This is a genomic window from Arthrobacter sp. Soil_C_49, assembly GCF_057656635.1.
This window is the reverse complement of record NZ_JBDGJZ010000015.1, coordinates 1-23,168: the sequence shown is the minus strand read 5'-3', so window position 1 is coordinate 23,168 and position 23,168 is coordinate 1. Positions and strand designations below refer to the sequence as shown.

General features: G+C 61.4%; 16 protein-coding genes. All 16 read right to left on the bottom strand.

Features of this window, described 5'->3' with window-relative positions; genetic code table 11:
• Window positions 1-11: 11 nt before the first annotated feature.
• Entirely contained in the window at window positions 12-689 is a 678-nt protein-coding gene (locus tag AC3A4Z_RS19145; protein WP_498713401.1) for a hypothetical protein, read from the bottom strand.
• A 37-nt stretch (window positions 690-726) separates the two neighbouring features.
• On the bottom strand, window positions 727-1,530 hold the full coding sequence (locus tag AC3A4Z_RS19140; RefSeq protein WP_498713399.1) for a hypothetical protein: 804 nt from the start codon (window positions 1,528-1,530) through the stop codon (window positions 727-729).
• Window positions 1,531-1,549: 19 nt separating this feature from the next.
• Entirely contained in the window at window positions 1,550-2,458 is a 909-nt protein-coding gene (locus tag AC3A4Z_RS19135; protein ID WP_498713397.1) for a glycosyltransferase, read from the bottom strand.
• A gap of 2 nt (window positions 2,459-2,460) precedes the next feature.
• A complete protein-coding gene (locus AC3A4Z_RS19130) occupies window positions 2,461-4,362 on the bottom strand; it encodes a glycosyltransferase (protein WP_498713395.1) in 1,902 nt (633 codons plus the stop codon).
• Window positions 4,359-5,420 carry a glycosyltransferase gene (locus tag AC3A4Z_RS19125; protein ID WP_498713393.1) on the bottom strand — a complete coding sequence of 354 codons (1,062 nt, stop codon included), beginning with the start codon at window positions 5,418-5,420 and terminating at the stop codon, window positions 4,359-4,361. Before AC3A4Z_RS19125 ends, AC3A4Z_RS19130 begins: the two co-directional genes overlap by 4 nt.
• A 401-nt stretch (window positions 5,421-5,821) precedes the next feature.
• A complete protein-coding gene (locus AC3A4Z_RS19120; protein WP_498713391.1) occupies window positions 5,822-7,084 on the bottom strand; it encodes a glycosyl hydrolase in 1,263 nt (420 codons plus the stop codon).
• Between the two features lie 224 nt (window positions 7,085-7,308).
• Window positions 7,309-12,546, bottom strand: coding sequence for a DUF4082 domain-containing protein (locus tag AC3A4Z_RS19115; protein WP_498713389.1), 5,238 nt, complete (start codon window positions 12,544-12,546; stop codon window positions 7,309-7,311).
• A gap of 578 nt (window positions 12,547-13,124) precedes the next feature.
• Window positions 13,125-14,426, bottom strand: coding sequence for a M18 family aminopeptidase (locus AC3A4Z_RS19110; protein WP_498713387.1), 1,302 nt, complete (start codon window positions 14,424-14,426; stop codon window positions 13,125-13,127).
• A 10-nt stretch (window positions 14,427-14,436) separates the two neighbouring features.
• Window positions 14,437-15,333 carry an intradiol ring-cleavage dioxygenase gene (locus AC3A4Z_RS19105; protein ID WP_498713385.1) on the bottom strand — a complete coding sequence of 299 codons (897 nt, stop codon included), beginning with the start codon at window positions 15,331-15,333 and terminating at the stop codon, window positions 14,437-14,439.
• 62 nt (window positions 15,334-15,395) lie between these two features.
• Window positions 15,396-16,088, bottom strand: a complete 693-nt coding sequence (locus AC3A4Z_RS19100; RefSeq protein ID WP_493971332.1) for a response regulator — start codon at window positions 16,086-16,088, stop codon at window positions 15,396-15,398.
• Window positions 16,085-17,443, bottom strand: coding sequence for a sensor histidine kinase (locus AC3A4Z_RS19095; RefSeq protein WP_498713383.1), 1,359 nt, complete (start codon window positions 17,441-17,443; stop codon window positions 16,085-16,087). The genes AC3A4Z_RS19100 and AC3A4Z_RS19095 overlap by 4 nt, the downstream gene beginning before the upstream one ends.
• A gap of 23 nt (window positions 17,444-17,466) precedes the next feature.
• Window positions 17,467-18,360, bottom strand: a complete 894-nt coding sequence (locus tag AC3A4Z_RS19090; RefSeq protein ID WP_498713381.1) for an ABC transporter permease — start codon at window positions 18,358-18,360, stop codon at window positions 17,467-17,469.
• A 5-nt stretch (window positions 18,361-18,365) separates the two neighbouring features.
• The gene (locus AC3A4Z_RS19085; RefSeq protein WP_498713379.1) at window positions 18,366-19,313 is read right to left on the bottom strand and encodes an ABC transporter ATP-binding protein; all 948 of its coding nucleotides are present in this window, start codon (window positions 19,311-19,313) and stop codon (window positions 18,366-18,368) included.
• A gap of 164 nt (window positions 19,314-19,477) precedes the next feature.
• On the bottom strand, window positions 19,478-20,974 hold the full coding sequence (locus AC3A4Z_RS19080; RefSeq protein ID WP_498713376.1) for a bifunctional phosphatase PAP2/diacylglycerol kinase family protein: 1,497 nt from the start codon (window positions 20,972-20,974) through the stop codon (window positions 19,478-19,480).
• 58 nt (window positions 20,975-21,032) lie between these two features.
• Window positions 21,033-22,229 carry an MFS transporter gene (locus tag AC3A4Z_RS19075; RefSeq protein WP_498713373.1) on the bottom strand — a complete coding sequence of 399 codons (1,197 nt, stop codon included), beginning with the start codon at window positions 22,227-22,229 and terminating at the stop codon, window positions 21,033-21,035.
• Complete coding sequence (locus AC3A4Z_RS19070; protein ID WP_498713371.1) at window positions 22,226-22,999, bottom strand: DeoR/GlpR family DNA-binding transcription regulator; 774 nt, start codon at window positions 22,997-22,999, stop codon at window positions 22,226-22,228. The genes AC3A4Z_RS19075 and AC3A4Z_RS19070 overlap by 4 nt, the downstream gene beginning before the upstream one ends.
• Window positions 23,000-23,168 lie beyond the last annotated feature (169 nt).

The window sequence follows — 23,168 nt, the reverse complement described above, 5'->3', positions numbered from 1 at the left end:
TATGTGCCTTCTCACGAGGCGCAAACCCTGGATAGTCGCCGGCTTAGTCGTCTACTGACTATCTGGTCAGTAGTCCACGCCGCGTAGCCAGCCAAAGCAACTCCGATCCCCGAAAAGGCGACTAGCCCTTTTAATCGCCCCGAACGCGTGCTACCCACGTCCACGACTGAAGGTGGCGGCTCCGGTGAAATATCCAGCTGAATAAAGCTTTCAGGAGGAGCTCCGGCCGCCCGCTGAAGATCAATAGCCGTCTGTTTAATTTGCGCGACCACCTTCATGATGGTCTGGCTGACGTCCTCCGGGCTGCCACCGGTCGCTTGTATGGAGATTTTCGGCTGAGAGTAGCTTGGTGCCCACTGTGTGCCCGTGTCTGCAACGGCTACCGAGTATCCGTCGCGGATACCGCTTCCGTAAAGAGTGACATTAGTAGATGAAAGCTGCGATGCCCCACTCTCCATAGACACCTTTCTTGCTACCAAACCAGCGAATTCAATCAAGGAACCCGCAGCACCATCGTTGACATTTCCTACTGACGCCCCGCCGGGCTCAACGAAAAGGACCTCTGCTTGTGCCCAGTAAGTGCGCCCGATTTGCCCGGTGAGGCTCACTAGCCAGACGAGGATGGCCACACAGGTTACTCCCACGTACCAGCGCCGGCGCATGGCACGCATTAAAAGTTCTGCCGTCATAACTGACCCGCTTCCTCAGGCTCACAGAGCTCCATGCCTACGAGATAGATTTGGCTGCGATCCTCTCCGAGGATCCAGGTTCTACCAATCCAGAACGCGCTCCCTCAAGGGGCAATTTAGAGGAAGTCTCCCGCGATCGCTGCTTACTCGAGGCAGGGCGGTTCCTCCTAGTCGTACCCGCCTTTTGCGGCGAGGAAGTACGCGTACGCGCCAACAACCGACCATCGATGAAGCCAGTCAGCAGGATTGCCATGACCGCTCCGCCACCGGCGGTAAACAGTACCGAGACCGTCTTGGCCTTCGTTTCAGAAGCCGGCCTTGTGTCGCGAACCAGAGACATGAGACCGATTCGAGAATTGGCCGGGACGCCTTGGCTGTCTTGAAGGGCCGCCAAGGCGCGCGGAATCGCGGTCTCGACGGTCTCCAGCGCCGACATAACCTCTCTTTGGTTTTGACCTCTAACGGTCGCGAGCAGGACCGGGCCGCTGTTTGTTCGATCAGGCATAATTTCGAAACTGACATTGGGACTTCCGGTCATCATCGGTTCCTGGGTATCAGGAGCGGACATTTTGGCCGAAAGTATATCCAGAGCCTGGTTCATACCACCGAGGAGTAGATAAGGATTTCCGTTTACTCCCACCGAGGATTGTGGCGGCATTAGTACCATCGTCACTTTTGCACTATAGGAATTTGGAACGCCCTGATACACCATGAATGCAGCAACTCCCACCACCAAGAGGGATACCAGCAATACGTACCAGCGCCGCAGAAGACCTTGCACCATGTCACGTAACCACATGACTGAGCTTTTTTGGCGACCAGCCAGTGTGCTGCTGTTCACGGTACTTTGATTGAATCCTTCAGTATCCGTTTTGGGCGCCCTTTCGCTTAAGATGCTGCCATATGCCACTGTCCTGCCGCCCGAGCCAGGCCCTAAGTTGATCCGGCCCGCTGCGACCACCCACTAGCGCGATTACGGACTTAAGTGCTGCCCTTAATATCTCCCGGAGCATCCTCGTTGGGCTAAGGAGCAAGTATTCCCGCAGGAGTGCAAGCACACTTGGATCCTCTACATCGTCCAGAAGTGTAGGGAAATGTTGCCGAAATCGCACAGGGGACACACGCCTGCCGTGTGTTCTATTACTGACGTTTGATCCATGGATAATTTGGAGCCAGGCGGGGGCGCCGCTAACTCGAACCACCCGCATCGAATGCCGCAGGCGATTATGCCAATTCGCCCAGCAGGTATCAGGCGAATCCCAGGGCGAGAGCACCGAACAGAAGGCATTGTTCGCATCCTTACGGATGTACAGCGCCGATCCGGATCGAATTAGGCCATGTGACAGGAAGACCGCTGCGGTTTCCTCACGGGGTGGCACTTCTCTTATTCGAGCAGTGAAGTCAGATGCCAGGCCATCATCGTTATCTAGATTTGTTGTTAAAAGGAACTTTCCGGGCGACTTCACTGCGAGACGGATATCCTCTAGGAGATCCTCTCGGGATACTTGGGAGCGAAAGATAGGGATAAAGATGTGGTCATGGTTCAAGTTATGAATAGTCGCCGTAAACCATGCGGGGCTGGCCGGGTCAAAATAGATAATCCAGCTAAAGTCCTGATTTACCTGGTGGCGGACGGAAGGCAGACAGTACCTTTTGAACAGCATCAGTCGTTTCTCCAACCAGCCTTCAGACGCACGCACAAGGCTTTCGTAACCCTCCGACGGCAGGTTGAACCTGGTTAAGAGAACATGGTCAACGGACTCTGACATGCCTAACCCTCCTGTTCGAGGTAGCGCGAGCGGCGCGTCTGATGCGCGCTGGTATCAGCGCGACTTGAGTCATCACGCTCCCATCTATCGGATGGTCTACCCTTCAGTCCGCGAAGTCGCGCGATAAGGACAAAGGCGCTGTAGACAGAAGCATCAAACGCCGAGGAGGGTCCGAGCACAGACGATAGAAGCTCTTGCAGGGTACGGGCGGTATGGGCGTTGCCGTTGTTCTGTAGTTGTGCATTGCCGCGGTAGACCCTTTCAAGGGTGGCCAGTAGCGCGCTCACCGAGCGGGGCGTTCTCACTGTTACGGGCTGGCAACGGAGTATCTCTTTTTCGTCCGCACAAAACAGCTCGTCGACGTAGAGGTCGTCAGCAATGATGGCCGGAAGCCCGCCTATTCTGCTGTGCCCTTGCTGACTCAAACCGTACACACCTGCTCCCCACAGTGACTTCGAAGCATGCGGAAGGCGGTTCCGGGCGCGATAAAACGCCCTGACCATTATTGACGCCTCTTCTGTGTCATAGATATAGGCGGGCCGAGCAGCGAGTGGGCCGCCCTCGGCAGAAAGCGCCTCCAGAGTTCGCTGAAGCGCGGCGAGCGGCAATTCGATGTCTGCGTCCAGGTACACGCGTGGCCACTTGGTGGCCGCCTTGTCGCCCGCCATGAGAGCAGCGGTTTTAGAAGCTTCCACGATGTCAACGACCTGGACCCCAGGGAAAGTCCGAGCCACGGCACTTGTCCCGTCAGTACAACCGTTGCAGGCGACAATAACCTCGACCGACCCGCAGGCTATTGCTGCGGTGAGAGCGCGCAGCGTCCTTCCGATCACTGCCTCCTCATTGTGAGCGGGTATGATCACAGCTCCCGGTGGAAAGGCCTCTGCGGCGTTAGTGACCCGGGGAGGATTTGTCGCCTGCGGCAGCCTCTCCCACAGCCGCTCCTGCATCAGCGTCGACAAAACAACCAAACCACCCGCCTTTGGAGCACGGAGCAGGGCTGCCAATATGATGGCGCCACGGAATACGTGTGCATAGGCCCGGGAGTGGAACTTGCGGACGTACCGGACTCGGTTTATTGCCATGAGGGCGTCCAAAGCAAACGAGTTCCCTGATCCACCACGTGAATGGGTCATGCGCGCTTTCGGTTCAAACCAGACTTCCTCACCGACGCTGCGGGCTCGGCGCATGAAGTCGGTCTCCTCTGAATAGAGAAAGTACCTTTCATCCCAATCCCCGATACAATGTGCCATGTCGGCGCGAATGAGGAGGGCCGCTCCTGTGGCCCACTCAACTCGGTGGGAATGACGGTAGCTTGCTTTAGCGTAGTCAGTTTCCGAAAGCCAATTAGGACGACCGGGGATTCTCCTGCCCACGAGGGCATCACCAAGAGCCCTGAATACAGAAGGTTCACGGCGCAGCGACGGGTAGACTGACCCATCTTCCTCAAGTAATAGCGGCACTACGACACCAGCGCCTGCGAGTGACATCCTGTTTCGCATCGCTTGAATCGACCCGGGCGCTACCCTTACGTCCGGGTTTAGCACCAGATATGTGGCTGCGTCTCCGGCTCGCCGTATAGCCGCATTAATTGCTCCGGCATAACCCAAGTTCCCGCCGGTTGAAAATGAAAAAACGTCCCGATAGCTTGCCAGTAGCTTCAGCGAATCAGACGGAGCGGGAGAATTATCCGCCACGATTACTTTGATGGACTGCTGAATGGTTTCCTTCCTTAGACTTTCGAGGAGCTCAGGTATGTCATTCTCGCTGTTGTAGGTCACTACCAGGACGGCAACATCAGCGGGCTTCCGATATCCCGTAAAGGTGCGCGCTTCATCTGCGCCAGCAAGGCTTACCATTGACTTGTTCGAAGTTCCCATTTCCGTTATCTCTATCGCATTCATTGGAGATGCCTTTGCGGGGTTCCTTGCTGCCTTACTGTTCTTGCAGGATGCTCGGTTCGCCGGAGGGTTCGACCATGAATTCGTCGGTGCCCCTGGAGACCAAATCGGATTGAGCTCAACATCCTGGATCCCTTATTTGGATCCAATTTGACAACTGCCTGAGGCGCTCTTCCCGGAGAGGACAAATCCAACAGCGTGGCAAGTCCGCGACGAACCATTTCATGGGCGAAGTAGCTTTGGTGTTCGTCCACGTGCTCATTGCGGTCCGCTGACCGGACCGCGAGTACAGGGAGAGCTCCGTTCTCCAAGGCCTGCAGAACCGAACCGACGCCGGCGTGACAAACAAACAAGTCCGATTCCCGAATGAGACGGCCCATGTCGTCCCATGCCAACTCTTTGTACATTGCGCCGGGCAAGTCGGCGCGCGAGGTTGCTCCTAGCTGCCACGTGACCGATGCGCCTGCGGGGAGTGACTCCACTACAGCGTCCACGGCACGATCGAAACGGTAGGGTTGGATCGTGCCCAGGCTGACAAGGACGCGCTTGACCGGACGTGTCTGTCTTGGTTGAAACTGCCAGTCATCAAGCACCGAACCCACGTACTGCCAACGGGAGTCTGACCAGGATTCATACTGGGCGAACGTTCGGACCGCTGCAAAGTGCTGTAAGATTTTTCCGGTGGTTGATGCACCCTGGGTTCTAGTGAGGCTCTCCACGTAGAGTGCCTCCGCACCCATGATCGATGCCAGGGGCAGGAATGCGACAGCCACAGCTGCTCCTGTGCTGATTACATAGTCAAAAGACCCGTCGCGAAGAATTTTGTAAGCAGTTCCTACCATCTGCAGAGTACCCAGCAGATCCCGCGTTCCAACTCGAGGCACGTAATAGACTTTTTCGCCTTCGAGCATCGACCTGGACTGCGGGGTATCAAAAGTGGCCCATGCAGAATCAATGCTGACGTTGGAATACATGTTTGCCATCTTTTTTAATTCAGCGAGATGACCCCCACATGAAGAAACCCAAAGCACGCGTTTACCGGGTTCGACAAGTTTTCCCAAGCCATGCATTTATAGCCGCCCCCACTCAGCGAATAACGTAAGTACAAGCGCAACGTTGCATACATGTGTGGCTGAATGAAACGAGAGTGCAGACATAATATTTGCTCCATATCATTCGCGGCACGTCCGATTTTCGGCTGGCATTGGGTCTGCACTCCCCTGCCTTACTGAATACCGAAATCGCGAAGTCGCGATCGCGTTGTTCCGTCCAAGGAATACACATAGGCCTCGATCGCGTTTCCGGAACCTGGTTTGGCGCTGCCATGCGTATCTTGAGTTCCAAAGTAGAGGGCAGTTTCGGCCGGCAACAGACCAATGGACCGCACCCTGTGGGTATCCGCACAAGCTCTGCGGGGGATGTGCGAAGCCACCTCCTGGAAGGGGCCGCGGCTCTGCTCGGTCTAGTCTTGCTGAGAAATTCCGGTCAAGGTGAAAACAGCCCGAGGAGGGGCAGAGTACGTTACGACGCCTTCCGTTATTACTGCAGGCGTCCCGAGCTGCATGTCCCGTCCCACATCGGTGGTGAAGCTTTCCAGTCGCGTGGTCTGATGAATCGCCGGCACAGAAATTTCCAGTGTGAGCGGGTGGTCCATGCTGTTGTAGCCGAAGATGGTCACCCGTCCGCTAGCCGGGTCTGCGAATCCAACCAATGGAACATCTTCTTCGCCAGCTGAAACTGCAATACGCGCAGCATTCCGTGGCGTGTATTTGATTAGTTGTTTCAGAACGAAGTAGGACTTGCGTGGCGTGTACATGCCGGCTGAATGGTCGTAGGCCAGCAGACCCCAATAGCCCATGCTCTCGTGATGTTCGTAGTAGCCGTCCCACGCATCGTATTGCTGGAGACCGGAGGCTCCCTGGTGCAGCAGTCGGATGGCATACTGGGCATTTGCTGCGGCGGAGTCCCAGTCAGTGGTGTTGGGCGCTCCGGAGTCGCAGCCCGGGCATGGACTAGAGAATTCAGTAACCCAAAAATCCGCTGGTCGGCCTGGGAGTGCTTCCTCGAGCGCAGAAGCGGTGCCGGCAGAGTCGCCGTCGTAGCTGTGGATCGCGAAGTGGGCAAGCCGGGATCTTACGACCTCATCTGCGGCCAGAGCGGGGAGATAATCATTAGTCGCTTTTATTGTGGATGCCGTGTCCGGACCAACGATACGGATGTCAGCCAGACCGAGGCTGTCCAGGCTGGTAATGAGTTTACGCAGCAACCTGACATATTGTTCTGGGCCTACTTGGGGTCCCTCAATACCGTTCCAATCTGTTTCGTTCATAGGCCCGAGGAGCTTGAAATCGAGGCTACGCACTTTTCGGCCATAAGCCACCATGGATGCGATCATGCGTACCCATTGGTCTTCACTGTCTTCGTTGATGTGGTTGCCGCCCATCCAGTTGGGGACACCGCCCATGACGCTGAGCATCACCTCCTGCCCGGGCTTTGAGTTGATGTATTCCACCGTGGCCCACAGATCTGCCATCTTGCCATGTTCATAGATGCGCCCGTAGTACTCGACGTCCATATGCTCAGGAGGGTCAAGATTCTCTTCAATCTCCCAGTCAGCCTTATCGATGATCACGCGCCACGTGACCTCTCCGAGATCGGCGATTTTGTCTATAGCTGGTTTGAGTTCTCCGTCATTCCAACTGTGGACGTTGGCGTTGACGCCCAAACCCGAAAGGACCTGGAACTCTTCAGGCTGCTCACTGCTGACGTCAGCCTGGCCTTTCGGACCCGTCGACGGGTGTGGAGAGGGTTGTTGGGCGTAGTTTGACCCTGTCCCCCCTGTGAGAGGAAGCGCCGAACAGCCCGTGAGAATCAACGCTGGTGCGCAAAGAACTGCAGCGAAGGAGCGGACCAATCTCGACTGTTTTCTCCTGCGTCCCATGACGGGACCTATGACCGGTTGAAGACGACGTCGACCCAGTAGTTTGTGCTCTTGAAGCTGTCGTTCGGGAAGACATTGGTGCCGTACCGGAACACGCCATTCGCGCCATCCACGCCTGAAGCCAATCCATGAAGCGGCGCGTTGTCAGCGGATGCACCGTTGAAGTAGTCCCGGGTGGAGGAGTAGAAGCCCAGGGGTGCGGAGTAGGACACTACGTAAGTGGTGCCAGCTGAAACTGGAACTGGAGTCGAGAACAACGCTTGCTGCCACCCTGACGCCGACTCCGCGCCGAATGTGACACTGGCAAGGAGTGTTCCGGTAGCTGTCCAAAGGTGACCTACGTGGGTGCCGGTATTGGAGCCGCCTTTGAAGAATCTCACCCCGGTTACCGTTCCGGCGACATCGGAACGGAACTTCATCCCCACCTCAACGGCCTTCCGATCGTTGGTGTTAGCCGTGGCCGGAACAGCGGATGGGCTAAATACACTGCATGGGCAGGTTGCTGGTGGTGCTTGAGTGGTGAAAACCCAGGAGAAGGGCGAGCCCATTGAGCTGCCGGCACTGTTTGTCGCCCCATTCACAGTTGCCGAGTAAGTGGTGGCAGAAGCCAGTGTCGCCGCAGGCGAGAATACCGCGGTGTTGGTGTCGGCCTTGTAGGAGATAGTCCCCGGGAGCACGTTTCCGCCCGGATCTTTCAGCGTAAATGCCACCGAGGACGGGATAACGGCCTGATTGAACGTGGCAGTTGGCTTGATGCTTTCGGCTATCCCTGTGGCATTGTTTGCGGGCGAAACAGCAGCTACGGCGGGCGTGGTGCCGGTTGAACTTGCGGCAAACACGACGTCTACCCAGTAGTTAGTGTTGTTGTAACTGTCTGTCGGAAAAGCGGTGGCACCGTAGCGGTAAACGCCATTGGGTCCGTCCGTCCCGCCGGCGAGACCATGCAACGGTGCAGCATCGGTGGAACTGTTGAAGAAACTACTGGTGGAGGAGTAGTAGCCGTCCGGCGCGAAGTAAGAGACGACGTAAGTTGTGTTTGCGGCAATGGGAACCGGAGACGTGAAGGAAGCCTGCTGCCATCCTGATGCCGTCTCTGTCCCAAATGTCACGGAAGCAAGGAGCGCCCCCGTGGCTGACCAGAGGTGTCCGGTATGAGTGCCGGTATTCGAGGTTCCCTTGAAGAAGCGAACCCCCGTGACGATGCCGGTCGTGTCCGAACGGAATTTCATTCCGAGTTCTACAGCGTTATTGTCGTCCGTATTGGCCGTCGCGGGAACTGCCTCGGTGCTGAAAACAGAGCAGGGGCACGTGGTCGGGGTGGCCGCTGTCGTAAACGTCCATGAGTATGGTGTGCTCATGGATTGACCGGATGAATTAGTCGCCCCGCTGACGGTGGCCGTGTACGTTGTGCTGTATGCGAGGGCCGCGGCGGGTGTGAAACTGGCAGACGTAGTGGCCGCATCGTAGGCGACGCTGCCCGCCACAGCTGTATTGGATGCCCCCTTCAGGGTAAACGACACAGACGACGCATTCACCGCCTGGTTGAAGGTCGCTTTTGGCCGGACTGCAATTTCAACGGACGTGGCGTTGTTTCCCGGAGCGGCAGATGTAACAGCAGGCAGGAGCGCGGCAGCGGTTGTAGTAAACGTCCAGGTGTAGGGGGCGTTCATGACCTGTCCAGAGGAATTGGTGGCGCCGCTGACGCTGGCCGAATAAGTCGTGTTGTATGAGAGGGCTGCTGCAGGCGTGAAGGTCGCCGCGTTGCTGGCTGAGTCGTAAGAGGTGGACCCGGCTACCGCCGTATTCGCTGCATCGCGAAGAGTCCAGGCGACTGAAGAAGGGCTGATCGCTTGGTTGAAGACGGCGCTTGGGCTGACGGTCACGGCTACCCCGGTTGCGCCAGAGGCCGGCATTGTTGATGCGACGGTGGGGGTGGCACCGGCTGGGGTAGTGCTGAAGACCACATCCACCCAGTAATTGGTGTTATTGAAACTTTCCGTAGGGAACCCCGAAGAACCGTACCTGTATATGCCGTTGGGCCCGTCGGCACCACTGGCCAGCCCGTGAAGCGGCACCCTGTCGGTGGAGGAGCCGAAGAATCCACTGTTGGCAGCGTAATTGCCGTTTGGCGCATAATACGACACCACGTAGGTGGTATTGGCCGTGATGTTCACCGGGCTCGAGAAGTTGGCCTGCTGCCAGCCCGAAGCGGTTTCCGTGTTGAAGGTAGCCGTGGCCAGGAGTGTCCCTGTTATGGACCACAAGTGGCCGGAATGGGAGCCCGTATTGGACGCTCCCTTGTAGAAGCGCACTCCCGTTACCGTCCCCGCGACATCCGAACGAAATTTCATTCCTACCTCAACGGCGTTGGGATCGTTTTCCGCGGCCACCGCGGGGGTGGAGGCCGCCGTGAACACCGTGCAAGGGCAGGGAGCCGGGGCGGGGCCGGTGGTAAATGTCCAGGAGTAGGCTCCTGTCATGATTTGACCGGAAGCATTCGTAGCTCCGCTCACCGCGGCGGTGAACACCGTGCTGTAAGCGAGTGGCGCGGACGGGGTGAACGTCGCGGTGTTGGATGCTGCATCGTATGCCGTTGATCCAGGAATGGACCCGCCGGACGGGTCTTTCAGGGTGAAGACGACAGACGCCCCATTAATTGCCTGGTTGAATGTCGCCGCAGGTTTCACCAGCACGTCCACGCCGGTGGTGCTGTTGGGAGGCGAGGCGGACTCCACTTCGGGCAAAACCGGAGCGGGAAGCGTAGTGAAGGTCCACGAGTACGGTGCGCTCATCGTTTGCCCTGCAGCGTTGGTGGCCCCGCTAACTGTTGCAGTGTAGGTGGTCCCGTAGGCAAGGTTCGCAGCAGGACTGAAGGTGGTCGTGTTAGTGGCGGAATTGTGGGCTACCGTGCCCGCCACGGCACTGCCGCTTGCGTTTTTCAAGGTGAACATCACCGATGACCCGGTGACCGCCTGATTGAATGTCGCGGCCGGCTTGGCATCCAAGGCAACTCCTGCAGTTCCTGCGGCCGGCGACGCCGCGGCTACCGCCGGCGCCACCGTGGCTGACGTTGTAAAGAGCACGTCGACCCAATAGTACTCAGCATCGTAAATCTGGTCAGGGAAGCCTGAGATGGAACCGTACCGGTATAAGCCGTTGGGGGCATCCGGGGTACTTCGGCTGAAGTGCAGTGGTGCGCTGTCAGTCTGGTTCCATCCTCCTGACGAGGAGGGGTTTTTGTAGAAGTAGCCGTTGTCTTGAGCGTAGTGGCCTTGCGGGGCGAAGTAGGACACCACATACTCTGTGTTCGCCTGAATGGCCAAAGGCTGCGAGAACGTGGCCGTTTGCCAACCTGTTGCTGATTCTGCGCCAAAAGTGACTGTCGCCAACCGTTGGCCTGTGGCACTCCAAATATTTCCTACGTGCGCGCCCGCGTTGTTCGCGGATTTGTAGAACCTTACACCAGTGACAGTTCCTGCCACCTCGGAGGTGAACTTGGCCCCGACTTCGATTGAGTGGAAGTCCCCGCTGTCGGGAACTGCAGGCGTCATGTTCGTCCCTATTATCGAGCAGGGACAAGAGACGTTGACGCTGATGCTTGCCGAACCCAGTTCGAGGTTTCCGCTGTCATCAACCGCCCGTGACCGAAGGACAGAGGTCGGACTTCCGTGCACATTCCACGTGAAGGTCCAGTTCGTAGTCCCGTTGGCTCGCCGCCAGGTCTTTCCGCCATCAGTGGACAATTCAACACCGGAGACAACGCCGCCCGCATCTGAGGCCGTGCCTGCGACAGTAACGATCGTCCCGTCGGCAACTGTCGTGCCGGATGCCGGGGAAGTCACTACGGAGGTTGGAGCGGTCTTGTCCAGCGAAGCCTGCGCCCCCGTGAGGCCAGTATTCAGGGTGCCCGGCTGAACACCCATGTCTGCAAATAGGTTTACAGTGGCTTGTTGCATGTTGCGGTCTACAACCTTGCCTGTCGTGAAGGAGTCAAGCCCCCACGCCCATTGCACTGTGCCGGCACCGAAGACCAGGGCTCCGCTGGCCGCCTTGTACATGATCAGGTTGTGGGTGGCCGTGCCACCTTGCTTGGTGGTGGAGCCATAATCGGTAAAGATCTCGGCAGTAGTGCTGGTCGTCTGCGAGAGTCGGAAGGCGCCGGCGGGCCGGAATCCATTATCTGCATCGACATCCCACTCATAGCCCAGGGTTCCCAGCCCGCTCCCCAGGGTTACCGAGGCTCCGTTCGCCATTGCTGGGATGGTGGTTCCCCTCCACAAGCGAAGCAGTTTGTACGCTGCAGGAACGATAATGTCGGTGGTACCGGAGTTGACGACAAAGTACTGCCCGGTCAGGGAATTCTCTGCATTTCCTCCGCCGGTCGCCGTCCCATAGCGGGGATCCCGCCAGGTACCGGTCCAGGCCACGGGGTCCGTCGGGGAGTCGAAATGCGTGTCCTTATAGGACACAAGCGTCCGCCCGGCAGTGTTGGTCCCGTCCGAACTCGGCTCCCATCGGGTTTTCCAGAACATCTCGTTGCCACTGAAGAAAGCAAGGTTCACCCCGGCATCACGCGCCGCCTCAACGTTGGTGCGCTGGTCAGCGGACCAGTATTCGTCATGTCCGACTGACAGGAATGATTTGTGGTTGAGCAACAGGGGGGCTTTGGTGGCGACATCGAGCCCGCTCATGTAGCTAACGTCATAGCCGTTGGCTTCGAGAAAACGGATCATTGGGTACTCGGCGTACATCAGCCAACTGCGGCCTTGATCGTCTGCCGATGAATTGAACGGCCTGTTGTACGAGACTTTGAAGGCGGCCTTGTATGCCAAGGGGTTGCCGGCGGGGCAGGCAACAGTACAGGTGTAGAGGCTGTTGCCGCCGTAGGTGTTGTACGCCTGCCAGGTGGTATCCGAGGTCTGGAACAGCATGTCGGATTTGGCAGCGTCATCGCGAACCACAAAGGGAATAACGCTGGCACCGCCATTATCAGTCCGAACCAGGCGCGCAAGGTACACTCCCGATACTGCGGTCGCCGGCACTGGCCACGACGCGGACACCGCCCAGTTGCCGCAATCGATCAGTCCTGTGGCAGCGAACGTGGCGCAGTTGGGCTGCGCTTGAGGCAGTGGAGCAGACGGAAGCAGGTTGGCGGCAACCTTTCGTGCCCCGAGCCCCTGGTAGTACCCCAAACGATAAATATCGATGCGGTAGGCAGAGGCGGTGGTCTTGACCTTGAACGTCACCGTCTGCCCGATGTTGACGCTCATAGACGTCGCATACCCCTGGATAGTGGTGTTGCCGGCCCCCGAAACCTGCCACTCGGACGGCGGACTCCCCGGCTGCGTATTCTCGCACGCCACTTTGCTGACCACGGGCGCGTCGCAGGGACCTGCGGCCCGGGCAGGAGGCAGCCACGAAGGATCCACTGCCATGGAAAACATGGAAGCCAGCAAGGCGAGGACCAGTGCGGGTACCCAGCGGCGGACGATCCGGCGGGGGAGGACTCCAGGTGCAGACGTCATCTTGTGGCTCCAAGGTCGCGGCGCAACCGGTCAGCAGCCGGACGGGGTCTGCACTCCCCGCACCGGCCGGCACCAAAAGCCCTGGCACCTTGCCTGTTGCGTCAATCAGTTGTCACGAACGTCCTTTCGGTGGCAGGGCTGTCCAGCCCCGCCCTGCCTGCGGCCCGGAACCAAGGACCGCAAACCCCAAAGGCATTGCGTATTTTTCAACCGTAGGCTGGGCTCCACCGCGCAACTAGGCAACGGGGGCCACTATGTGGGTATCCGCACCACCTTTTGTGGCGGAAGCCAGGCAGGAACTACACAGCGGTCCGGAAAAACAGCTCCACCACACCAGCCAACCGCCGCGGGTCCTCAACACCGCACAGCTCCCTCGCCGAATGCATCGACAACAGTGGAACGCCCACGTCCACCGTCCGGATCCCAAGCCGGGTGGCGGTCAGCGGCCCAATGGTCGAGCCGCAGGGGATCGCATTGTTGGACACAAACTCCTGGTACGGCACATCCGACTCAGCACAAAGCCGCGCCCACAAAGCCGCACCGGGCGCATCGGTGGCATATCTCTGGTTCGCATTGATCTTCAGCAGCGGCCCGCCGTTGAGGACCGGGTGGTTGGCAGGATCATGCCGCTCGGCATAGTTCGGGTGCACTGCGTGCCCGGCATCAGCCGAAACGCAGAACGACGCCGCCAGTGCCTGCCGCCGCTGGCTCACCGTCGCGCCCAAGCCGTCGGAGATGCGCACCAGCACGTCCTCAAGGAGCGGACCGCAGGCCCCCGAACGGGAGTTGGAGCCGATCTCCTCATGGTCAAAAGCCGCCAGCACGGCGATGGGCCCACCAGCGGAAACGGAAGCGGCATGCCCCACCAAAGCCACCAGCCCCGCATGCGTGGACGAAAGGTTATCCAGCCGCCCGGAAGCGAAGAACTCGCCGTTCCCCCCGAAAACCGCAGGTGCCTGCGTGTCCGCGATGACGACGTCGTACCCGCCAATCTTTCCGGGGTCCACGGAGGCCCCGGAAACAGCAGAAGCCAGCACCGCCAGCAGGTCAAAATCAGAAGGGTTTCCCAGCCCCCACACCGGATTCATGTGCCGCTGCTTGTCCAGCGTCAGGCCCTCATTCACGGCACGGTCCAGGTGAATGGCGAGCTGCGGGAAGCGCAGCATGGGCCCCGTGGCCGTGAGGTGCTCGGTGCCGTCCAGCATCACCAGCCGGCCGGCCAGTTGCAGTTCACGGTCCAGCCAGGAATTCAGCAGCGGCCCGCCGTGCACCTCCACCCCCGCCTGTAGCCAGCCGTGCGCACCGATGGTGGGCTTGGGCTTGAGTTTGAAGGAGGGCGAATCCGTGTGCGCCCCCAGGATGTTGAACCCCGTGGTGGGGCCGGCACCCTCCGGCACTACCCAGGCGATCAGCGCGCCGTCCCGGATTACAAGAAACGAACCGGCGCCGCCCTCCCAGGGCTCCAGCTCATCCAGGCGGCTGAAGCCGGCCGCCTCCAGCTGCCGCGCCGCCTCGTGGACCGCGTGAAAGCTCGACGGCGACGCACTGACGTACGCGCCAAGGTCCTGGATGTGGTCTGCAGCGGAGGAAAGAGAAGGCATGCTCCCGAGTCTAGATGGTGACGTTGAGGCCCGCCGTGAAGCCCTCTGCCGCGGACCCCGACATGGCGGCGAGCTGGTAGATGCCGCCGTCATCGCCGAACACGTTGTCCGACTGAAGTGTGGTCCGCGGAAAGTTCCGCGCACTGGACTCGTAGCCCGCGGTGGCGTACACGTCCTCGCAGGCGGCCTGGGTGAGCGCTATTTGCGAAACGGCGAGCACCTGGCCGGCAGCCGTCGCGTTGCTCATGGACTCGAACACTTCGAAATGGATGTGCGGCCAGCGGCCCATGTACGCGCCGGGGAAGATCGAGGTGAACGTGACCTGGCCGTTCGCGTCGGCTTCCTGGACCCCGCGCAGGAAGTTCTCGTTTTCGAGGCCGGAGTCATACATGGAGTACTTCCCGTCCCGGTCACAGTGCCAGGCGTAAACTGCTGCCCCGGTCAACGGGACACAGCCGTTGGCGTTATCCAATAGCGTCAGCGTGAAAGTCAGGGGCACCCCCTCGGCTTTGGCGGTCCCGGTTCCGAAGTTGGACGTGATGTCCCGCCGCACCACTCCCGACGCTTCCAGGGCGTTCGGCCCGTTGGAACCGTCGCCCGGGTACGGTCCGGCGGTTTCCTGCGGAGTCTCGACTCCGCATTCGGCAATTGCCCTGGTCAATGTCGGGGACGGAGTCACAATTGCCGAAGCGGACGCAGACGCCGTTGCCGGTGCGCTGGCAGAGGCGGCAGCGGACGACGCCGAAGAGCTGGCGCCGGAGCTTGACCCACCCGGCGTGCAGGCAGCCAGCGCAGCGGCGGCGCCTCCCGCGCCCAGGAACATGCCCAGCGAGCGGCGGCTCATCATCGTAGACAGGTCGAACTCCAGGCCGCGGTCGTGGTCCGGATGGGGAAGGTTTTTGGTCATGCCACCATCCAACCTGCCGGAACTGTCACCTGCATAGGCCATTCCTGTGCGCAGGCTGTGCTTTAGTAGTCCGGGTTGCTCGGCACCACCAGGCCGGTCTCGTAGGCATAGACCACCGCCTGGACGCGGTCGCGGAGATGAAGCTTGGTGAGGATCCGCCGGACGTGTGTCTTCACCGTCGCCTCGGACAGGAAGTACCGGTGGGCGATCTCCGCGTTGGACAGTCCCTCCGCCATCGCCTCGAGCATCTCCGTTTCCCGGGGCGTCAGGTCCGCCAGGAGGGGATCCGGCGCCGGCACCGCGGGTACGGGCTTAGCGGCACCCCGCACGTACGTTTCGAGTAACCGCTGGGTCACCCGGGGCGCCACCACGGCGTCACCGCTGGCCACCACCCGCACGGCGTTGATCAGGTCCTGCGGGGCGGCGTCCTTCAGGAGGAAAGCGGAAGCACCTGCCTGGAGACCGGCGAACGCATACTCGTCCACGTCAAAGGTGGTCAGAATGATGACCCTCGAACACGCTCCGGAGTCCGTGATGGCGCGGGTGGCCTCGATACCGTCCAGCACGGGCATCCGCACATCCATCAGCACCACGTCCGGGCTATGTTCGCGGACCAGCCGGACGGCCTCTGCACCGTCTGAGGCTTCACCCACTATCCGCAGGTCATCCTCCCCCTCGAGGATGAGCCGGAACCCCATCCGGAGCAGCGGCTGGTCATCCACCAGCAGGACTGTGGTGGCCGGGTTACTGGTCATGCTTTCCCTTGCAGTTCGTGCGGACGGAAGGATTCGGAAACGTCGGCGGGCCAGGAAAGCACAGCATGCACACGCCAACCCCGGCCGCTGCGGCCGGCTTCCACAGTGCCGGCGTAGATACGGGCGCGCTCAGCCATCCCGGTGATCCCCTGGCCCGTGCCATAGGAAGGGGCGCCGTAGGAGCCATGCCCGGCGGCCGGACTGCCGCCGCTCTCAAGTGCGCTATGCCCCGGAACTCCCGCGCCGTCGTCGGACACGTCTATGGTGACCGTTGAGCCGGCCCGGACAATCGAGACGTCCACCCTTCCCAGTGAACGGCCGTAACGGAGCACATTGGTCAACGATTCCTGGACGATCCGGTAGACGGTGAGCTGGAAGGCGGCGTCATCGGGCAGCGCCGGCCCGCTGTGGGAGTAATGCAGGGGCAGGCCGGCCGTGCGGAACCCCTCGAGGAGCGTGGACAGGCCGTCTCCCGAAGCGGGCGGCAGCCGCGGCGCCGCCCGTCCGTCGTCACGAAGGACGCCCAGGACCCTGCGCATATCAGCAAGGGCCGTGCGGCCCGTCCGGGACAGTTCACCGAGCACCTCGCCCGCGCGCTCGGGGCTTTTCCGCACCACTACGGCGGCGCCATCGGACAGACTGACCATCACTGTCAGGGAGTGGGCAACGACGTCGTGCATCTCCCGGGCGATCCGGTTCCGTTCATTGACGGACGCCAGGCTGGCGGTCCGGGCGGCCCAGGCGGCGATTTCCTGTTCATGCTCGCGCCGCTGCCGGACGGAAATGCCAATACCTGTGGCAATGACATTGGACAGGGCAATGGTGGCGCCCGTGGCGATGCTGGTCAGGAGGTGGAAGTCGTCCGGGTTGACGTGCGTGTGGACAACGTCCACCCGCATCGGTCCGACGGCGGCCAGGAGGTAGAGGAGTGCCAGCGGCGCGGTGGCCACGGCCGTGGTGGCGAGTGCGAAGCGGCGGCTGCGCGCCACGGCCACGGCATAAAGCGAAAACCACAGGCCGGCCGAGACGTTGGACCCCCACGGATGCAGCAGGGTCACGGCCACTTCCGCCACGGCCACGAAGGCAACGAGGCCAACCGGGCGGGAACGCCGGAGGAGCAGCGCCCCGGCTACAGCCGCCAGCAGGAGCGCGGGAATCCAGTTGCCGGACCCGACGGCGTCCACCACCGTGGGTGCCACCAGCAGGCCGTAGCTGAGCGCCACCACGGCATCCATCACCCGCGGATGCCCGTGCAGGTAGCGCCGGACCAGTCCCCTGCGCCTGGCGGTAAGTTCGGCAAAGGACGCGTCGGCCTGTACGGCCGGCGCGTCCGTTACGAACGCCTTCTCTGTCACGTCCTTCTTGTATTCCTGCCCGGTTATACGTCGCGCTTCTTCAGCACGATCATGGCCGGGATGAGGAACAGCAGTACATAGCCAAGGAAGATCAGGCCACCGTGCCAGGGGTCAATGATCCCGTCGGTGTGTCCGATGGACAGGAACCGCCCGCCCGCTTCGCTGGGAATGTACTGCGGGACGTACTTCCAGAACTCACCGGGGATGAGGGTCATAAAGCTTGCGGCAATGGACAGGACGAAGAACAGGGCCACCAGGACGGTGATGCCGCCGGCCGAGTTGCGCAGCAGCGTTCCCAGGGACAGTCCGATCAGGGCGACACCGGCCACATAGAGGCCGCCGGTAAAGATGCTGTAGAGCACGCCGTCGGTTGACCAGTCGAGGTCGAAGCCAATTCCCTGGAACACCGGCATGGCGATCAGGAAGGTGGCTGCTCCGGCAATGGTGGTGATGACGTAGGAAATGACGGCCAGGATAATCGCCTTGGCCACGAAGGCCGGGGTGCGGCGCGGGACCGCGTTCATGGTGGAACGGATCATTCCCGTGGCGTACTCGGAGGACATAAAGAGGACCGCAAGCGAGCCGAGGATCAGGATGCCGATCTGCAGCCCCGCGTTGGGCAGGTTGTACAGGTCAAAACCGGAGCCCGGGGGAAAGGACTTTTCCAGCATGTCAGGGGTCATCGTCTGGCCTTGGTCCCTGGCCCGGCTGATCATCTCGTCCAGGTAGGTGTAGCGGATCAGGACTGCCAGCGCCCCCACGCCCACGATGGCAAGCAGCGTCAGCAGCAGCAGGATGCGCGTGGACAACAGGGACCACAGCTTGATCCATTCGGACCGCAGGACGCCGGCAAAGGTCACGCCGCGTGAACCTGCGGATGACCGGGTGGCGGTACGGGTTTCAGTCATGGTGCTCATCGTCCTTACTTTCCTGCCGCTGCCGGGGCGGACACTGCCGGCCCGCCGGTCAGGTGCGAGTGGTATTCCACTTCGTCCTTGGTGAGGTCGAAGTACGCGTCTTCCAGTGATGACAGCTGCGGCGTCAGCTCGTAGAGCAGCACGCGGTTGTCCAGGGCGATCTGGGCGATCTGGTGCGAGTCCAGGCCCGTCACTTCCAGCGTTTCGGGCTCACTCTGGTCCACGGTGACGCCTTCGCCGGCCAGGAGGGCGGAGAGTTCCAGGGCGGACCCGGTGCGGACCAGCGTCTTGGCTTGCCTGGTTCCGGCAATGATCTCTTTCACCGGTGCGTCGGCAATGATCCGGCCGCGGCCAATGACGATCAGGTGGTCAGCGGTCTGGGCCATCTCGCTCATCAGGTGCGAGGACAGGAAGATGGTCTTGCCCTGGTTGGCGAGGTACCGGACCAGGTTCCGGACCCACAGCACACCTTCGGGGTCCAGGCCGTTGACCGGTTCGTCCAGGATGAGTGTCTGGGGGTCGCCCAGCAGCGCCGCGGCGATGCCCAGCCGCTGGCCCATGCCCAGGGAGAACCCGCCGGCCTTCTTGCGTGCCACTGCTTCAAGGCCGGTCATCTCGATAACTTCCCGGACCCGGGCCTTGGGAATGCCGTGCGTGGCAGCCATGGCGAGCAGGTGGTTGTAGGCACTGCGGCTCGTGTGCACGGCCTTGGCGTCGAGGAGGGCGCCCACCTCATGCAGTGGCGCTTTGTGGTGTGCGTAGGGCAGTCCGTTGACGGTGACCGAGCCCGACGTCGGCCGGTCCAGTCCCATAATCATTCGCATGGTGGTGGATTTGCCGGCACCGTTCGGTCCCAGGAAGCCCGTAACGAGCCCTGGTTTCACGGTGAAGCTGACTCCGGCCACGGCGGTTTTCCCGCCATAAACCTTGGTCAGGCCTTTTGCCTCAATCATGGGTGGTTCCTTCGGACGGCAGCATTCGCTGCGGGAGACAGTGCGTGGACGGTGGTGTATTCCCCACGCTACCGACCCGCCCGCCCGAATTCGCCGGTCTCAGGGATGATTCAGGGGTTAACCGGGGTAGTCCCCATGGATGATCGCCGCCACGGGCGGCCGGTTCACGGGCGAGGGGAGTAGTAGGTCAATGCCCGGGGCAGCACGCTGTACTCCACACTGCGTACGCCGGCCACCGCCTCACCATCCACAGCCAGTGCCATGGGCGACCCGCCTGCTTCGATCCGTACATGCCTCGCCTCCGTCAAGTGCGTGATTCCCGAGGTGGCAACGGTGCCGGTCAGGACGGACCAGAGCAGGCGGAGCCGCGCGAAGGGCTCATCTGCAGTGATCATGCGGACGTCCAGGACGCCGTCGTCCATGACCGGCCGGAACAACGGTGCGTGGTCCCGGGGGTAGTACCGTCCGCGTCCCACATACGCGATCCACACCTTGTGGCTCCTCCCGTCCACCATCAGCGTGGTGGGTGTGCCTGCAGCGAAAGTACGGAACATGGCCACTACTCCTGCGAGGGGTTTCCCCAGGGCCGGTTGCAGTTGTTCACGACGCCGCACCAGGTTGGGATAGAGCCCGATGCTGGAAGTGTTGAGCATGGTCACGTCCGCTGTCTCCGGCTTGCCCGCAAGGCCCCGCTCCACCGTGACAATGCCGACGTCGGCCAGGGCGGCTTCGCCTTTCGACGCTGCGGCAAGGGCTTCCTTGAGGCTTCCGGTACCGGCATCGCGGGCGAAGTGGTTGAGTGTCCCGCCGGGCAGCACCAGCAGGGGGAGCGAACGCTCGACGGCGGCAGCGGCCGCTGCCCCCACGGTTCCGTCGCCGCCCCACACACCCAAGGCACGGGTACCCGGACGGGCCGCAGTTTGGCTTATCGCGCCGAGGAGATCCTCGTCGGGCTCCACCGTCCTTATGTACGCCTGTGGGAATACTTGCAGGAGGGCCTCGGCCGTCTCTTCCTTGAAAGACCCGCCGAGGGTGTTCACCACGATGCTCAACCCGTCCCCCTGGGGCAGTTCGGGTGCCGACGTCCATGTCCTGGTGGTCGAGGGAAAGGGCGGGCGCACAGGCCACCATTTGCGGGTAACCAGGGCCGCACCGGCCCCGATCGCGGAACCGAAAAGCACGTCGGAGGGCCAGTGTGCCCCGGTGTGGACCCGGGAGTAAGCCACTCCCAGCGCCGCCGGCGCCAGCGCGGCTCCCAGCGACGGCTTGACCAGCCCGACTCCCACGGCGAAAGCCACAGCCGACGCTGAATGGCCCGACGGCATGGAAGAGCTCTTAGGCTGCGGATGAACGAACCGGAACACCGGAAGGTGTTCCGGAAGCGGGCGGGCGCGGGGCAGCAACGTCTTGAAGACTCCGTTGGTGACAGCGGAAGCCACTGCCTGGGCGATGAGTCCGTGCACGGCGGCGCGGCGGGGCCTGCCGGGGATGGCGGCGATGGCAGCTGCCACGGCAATCCAGAGTTTTCCGTGGTTAGCGGAGGCCGAAAGCCTGCGGAAGAACTCGTCATGGTTCCCGCCGGGCAAACGGGAAACATGCCGCACAAGGTATCTATCTGTGCGGCTGATCCAGCGGTGGCTTGCATGCCATTTGCTCTGCATAGCCCTCACCCTACCGCCGGCGGCTGGGAGCGGAAGCGGCTGGTCCAGGTGTTGCCGCCTACTTCACCTTCAAGGGCTTGGCAGCCCCGGCCAGCAGGAGCGCCACGAGGATGGGGGCAAGGATGGCCAGCAAGGCGTTATGGATTCCGGTGAGGTCACCCAGGTAGCCCAGCAGGGGAGGACCGGCCAGGAACGAGATGTATCCCAGGGTGGACACCACTGAGACCCGTGCTGCTGCGTGCTGGGGATCGTCGGCAGCTGCGGACATGCCCATCGGAAAGGCCAGGGCGGCCCCGATCCCCCACAGCGCGGCACCCACGGCCGCCAGCCACGGGTTTCCGGCGAGCACAAAGATGCACAGGCCGGCGGCTGCTGCGGCCATGCTGGCCCGGAGGACTGCCACCCGGCCGTACTTGTCGATGACGCGGCCGCCCAGGAAGCGCATCGCCGTCATGGCCAGGACAAAGAGGGCAAACATCAGCGCACCGGTGGATTCGGAGGTGCCCAGGCCGTCCACGGATGCCTTGGCAATCCAGTCGTTGCCAGCACCTTCTGTCAGGGTTGCCCCCAGCACAACGACGCCGATGAGCACGGTCCTGCTGTCCCGCCAGGCGGAGGGGCCTTTGACAGCCTGGGCACCATCGGCAGGAGCCGGGACGGGAAGGTGCGGAAGGAAGTAGCGGGGTGCTGTCATAGTTACCAGCAGCACAATGCCAACAATGACCAGCAGGTGCAGCGGCAGGTCTATACCGAGGTTTGACAGCCCCGCGCCAATGAGGGCGCCAATGAAGGCTCCGCCGCTGAAGGCGGCGTGGAACTGGGGCATGATGGTGCGCCGAAGCTTATGTTCCACGTCCGCGCCCTCGATGTTCTGCGACACATCCCACAGGCCGATGGCGATGCCGAAGAAGAACAGTGAAACGGCTGTGCCCGGAATGGACGCGATGGACAGGGACAAAGCGATGCCCACGCCGGCGGCCGAAGCCAGCAGCCCGCCCAGGCGCACGGTGTTCGCCGTTCCGAGCCTGCCCACCACCCATCCGGCGGTGGGCAGGGCGAGCAGTGAGCCAACGGCGGTGCACAGCAGCAGGGTGCCCATCTGGCCGGAGGTGATGTCCAGCGTTTGGGTGACGGCGGGGATGCGCGCCGCCCAGCTGGCAAAAACCAGTCCATTGATGCCGAAGACGACAAAGGTGGCAGCCGCGGCCGCCTTCAGTCCAGCCTGTTGTTGTGCCGTGCCGGTGTTGATGGTCATACGTTCACTACTTCCACAGAGTTGTCTTCGAGTCGTCGTCGTTCGTCCGGGCTGAACTGCTTGTCTGTGACCATGATGTCCACACGGTCGAGGCCCGCCACAAGGGCCCTGGCATGTGCTTCCCATTTCGCGGCGGCTGCTGCCACTACAACCCGGGACGCTGATTCGAGCCCGGCCCGTTTCACTGCCGCGTCGTCCAGGTCATGGGCAAGCAGTCCGTCCTTGAGGTCCACGGCGCAGGGAGTGACCACTGCCGTGTCGAACCGCAGCGAGCGGACGTTGGACTCCGCAAGCGGGCCGAGGAAACACAGTTCGCCGGGAACGAGGCTTCCGCCGGGCAACAGCAGGGCGGGACGGGTTCCCGCCGCAGCTTCCTCAGCCGCGAGCACGTTGAGCGACCGCAGCGACATCGGCATCAGGGTCAAGTCCCTCCCGGCCAGTGCCCGGGCCACCTCGGTGGCCGTGCTGCCGCTGTCCAGCCACACATGCTCGCGGTCCCGGAGGAGGCCGGCTACGGCGGCGGCGATGCGCTTCTTGGCGTCCTGGTCCTCCAGTTCGCGCTGCCCGTAGCCGGGATTCCCGCCATGTCCTATGAGGCTCCGTGCCCCGCCATGAACCCGGCGAAGAACGCCGTTAGTGGCAAGGACCTCAAGATCCCGCCGGATGGTGGCTCCGGAAGCGCCGCACGCAGCGGTCAGCTCCTCAACAGAAACTTCCTCGCGCTGGCGGAGCAGTTCGGCAATGGTGCGGTGCCGCTCGTCCGTCTTCATGATCAAATGATAGCAACCGCTGATCATTTGATCATAGACTCGTCAGACGCTCTTTCACTTAACGCGGCCGAATGGGCAACGCTCTCTCACTTGTGAACTGCTCCCCGGAAGTTGGACTGAGAAATTCAGTTTCGACTCCCGGGGAGCAGTTTTATGCGTGCACGTAGTT

Bases quoted from the DNA above. Each gene is read 5' to 3' on its own strand.
- AC3A4Z_RS19080 (WP_498713376.1), bottom strand. From the start codon at position 20,974: ATGCAGAGCAAATGGCATGCAAGCCACCGCTGGATCAGCCGCACAGAT.
- AC3A4Z_RS19110 (WP_498713387.1), bottom strand. From the start codon at position 14,426: ATGCCTTCTCTTTCCTCCGCTGCAGACCACATCCAGGACCTTGGCGCG.
- AC3A4Z_RS19100 (WP_493971332.1), bottom strand. From the start codon at position 16,088: ATGACCAGTAACCCGGCCACCACAGTCCTGCTGGTGGATGACCAGCCG.
- AC3A4Z_RS19130 (WP_498713395.1), bottom strand. From the start codon at position 4,362: ATGAATGCGATAGAGATAACGGAAATGGGAACTTCGAACAAGTCAATG.
- AC3A4Z_RS19145 (WP_498713401.1), bottom strand. From the start codon at position 689: ATGACGGCAGAACTTTTAATGCGTGCCATGCGCCGGCGCTGGTACGTG.
- AC3A4Z_RS19135 (WP_498713397.1), bottom strand. From the start codon at position 2,458: ATGTCAGAGTCCGTTGACCATGTTCTCTTAACCAGGTTCAACCTGCCG.
- AC3A4Z_RS19105 (WP_498713385.1), bottom strand. From the start codon at position 15,333: ATGACCAAAAACCTTCCCCATCCGGACCACGACCGCGGCCTGGAGTTC.
- AC3A4Z_RS19085 (WP_498713379.1), bottom strand. From the start codon at position 19,313: ATGATTGAGGCAAAAGGCCTGACCAAGGTTTATGGCGGGAAAACCGCC.
- AC3A4Z_RS19070 (WP_498713371.1), bottom strand. From the start codon at position 22,999: ATGAAGACGGACGAGCGGCACCGCACCATTGCCGAACTGCTCCGCCAG.
- AC3A4Z_RS19090 (WP_498713381.1), bottom strand. From the start codon at position 18,360: ATGAGCACCATGACTGAAACCCGTACCGCCACCCGGTCATCCGCAGGT.
- AC3A4Z_RS19075 (WP_498713373.1), bottom strand. From the start codon at position 22,229: ATGACCATCAACACCGGCACGGCACAACAACAGGCTGGACTGAAGGCG.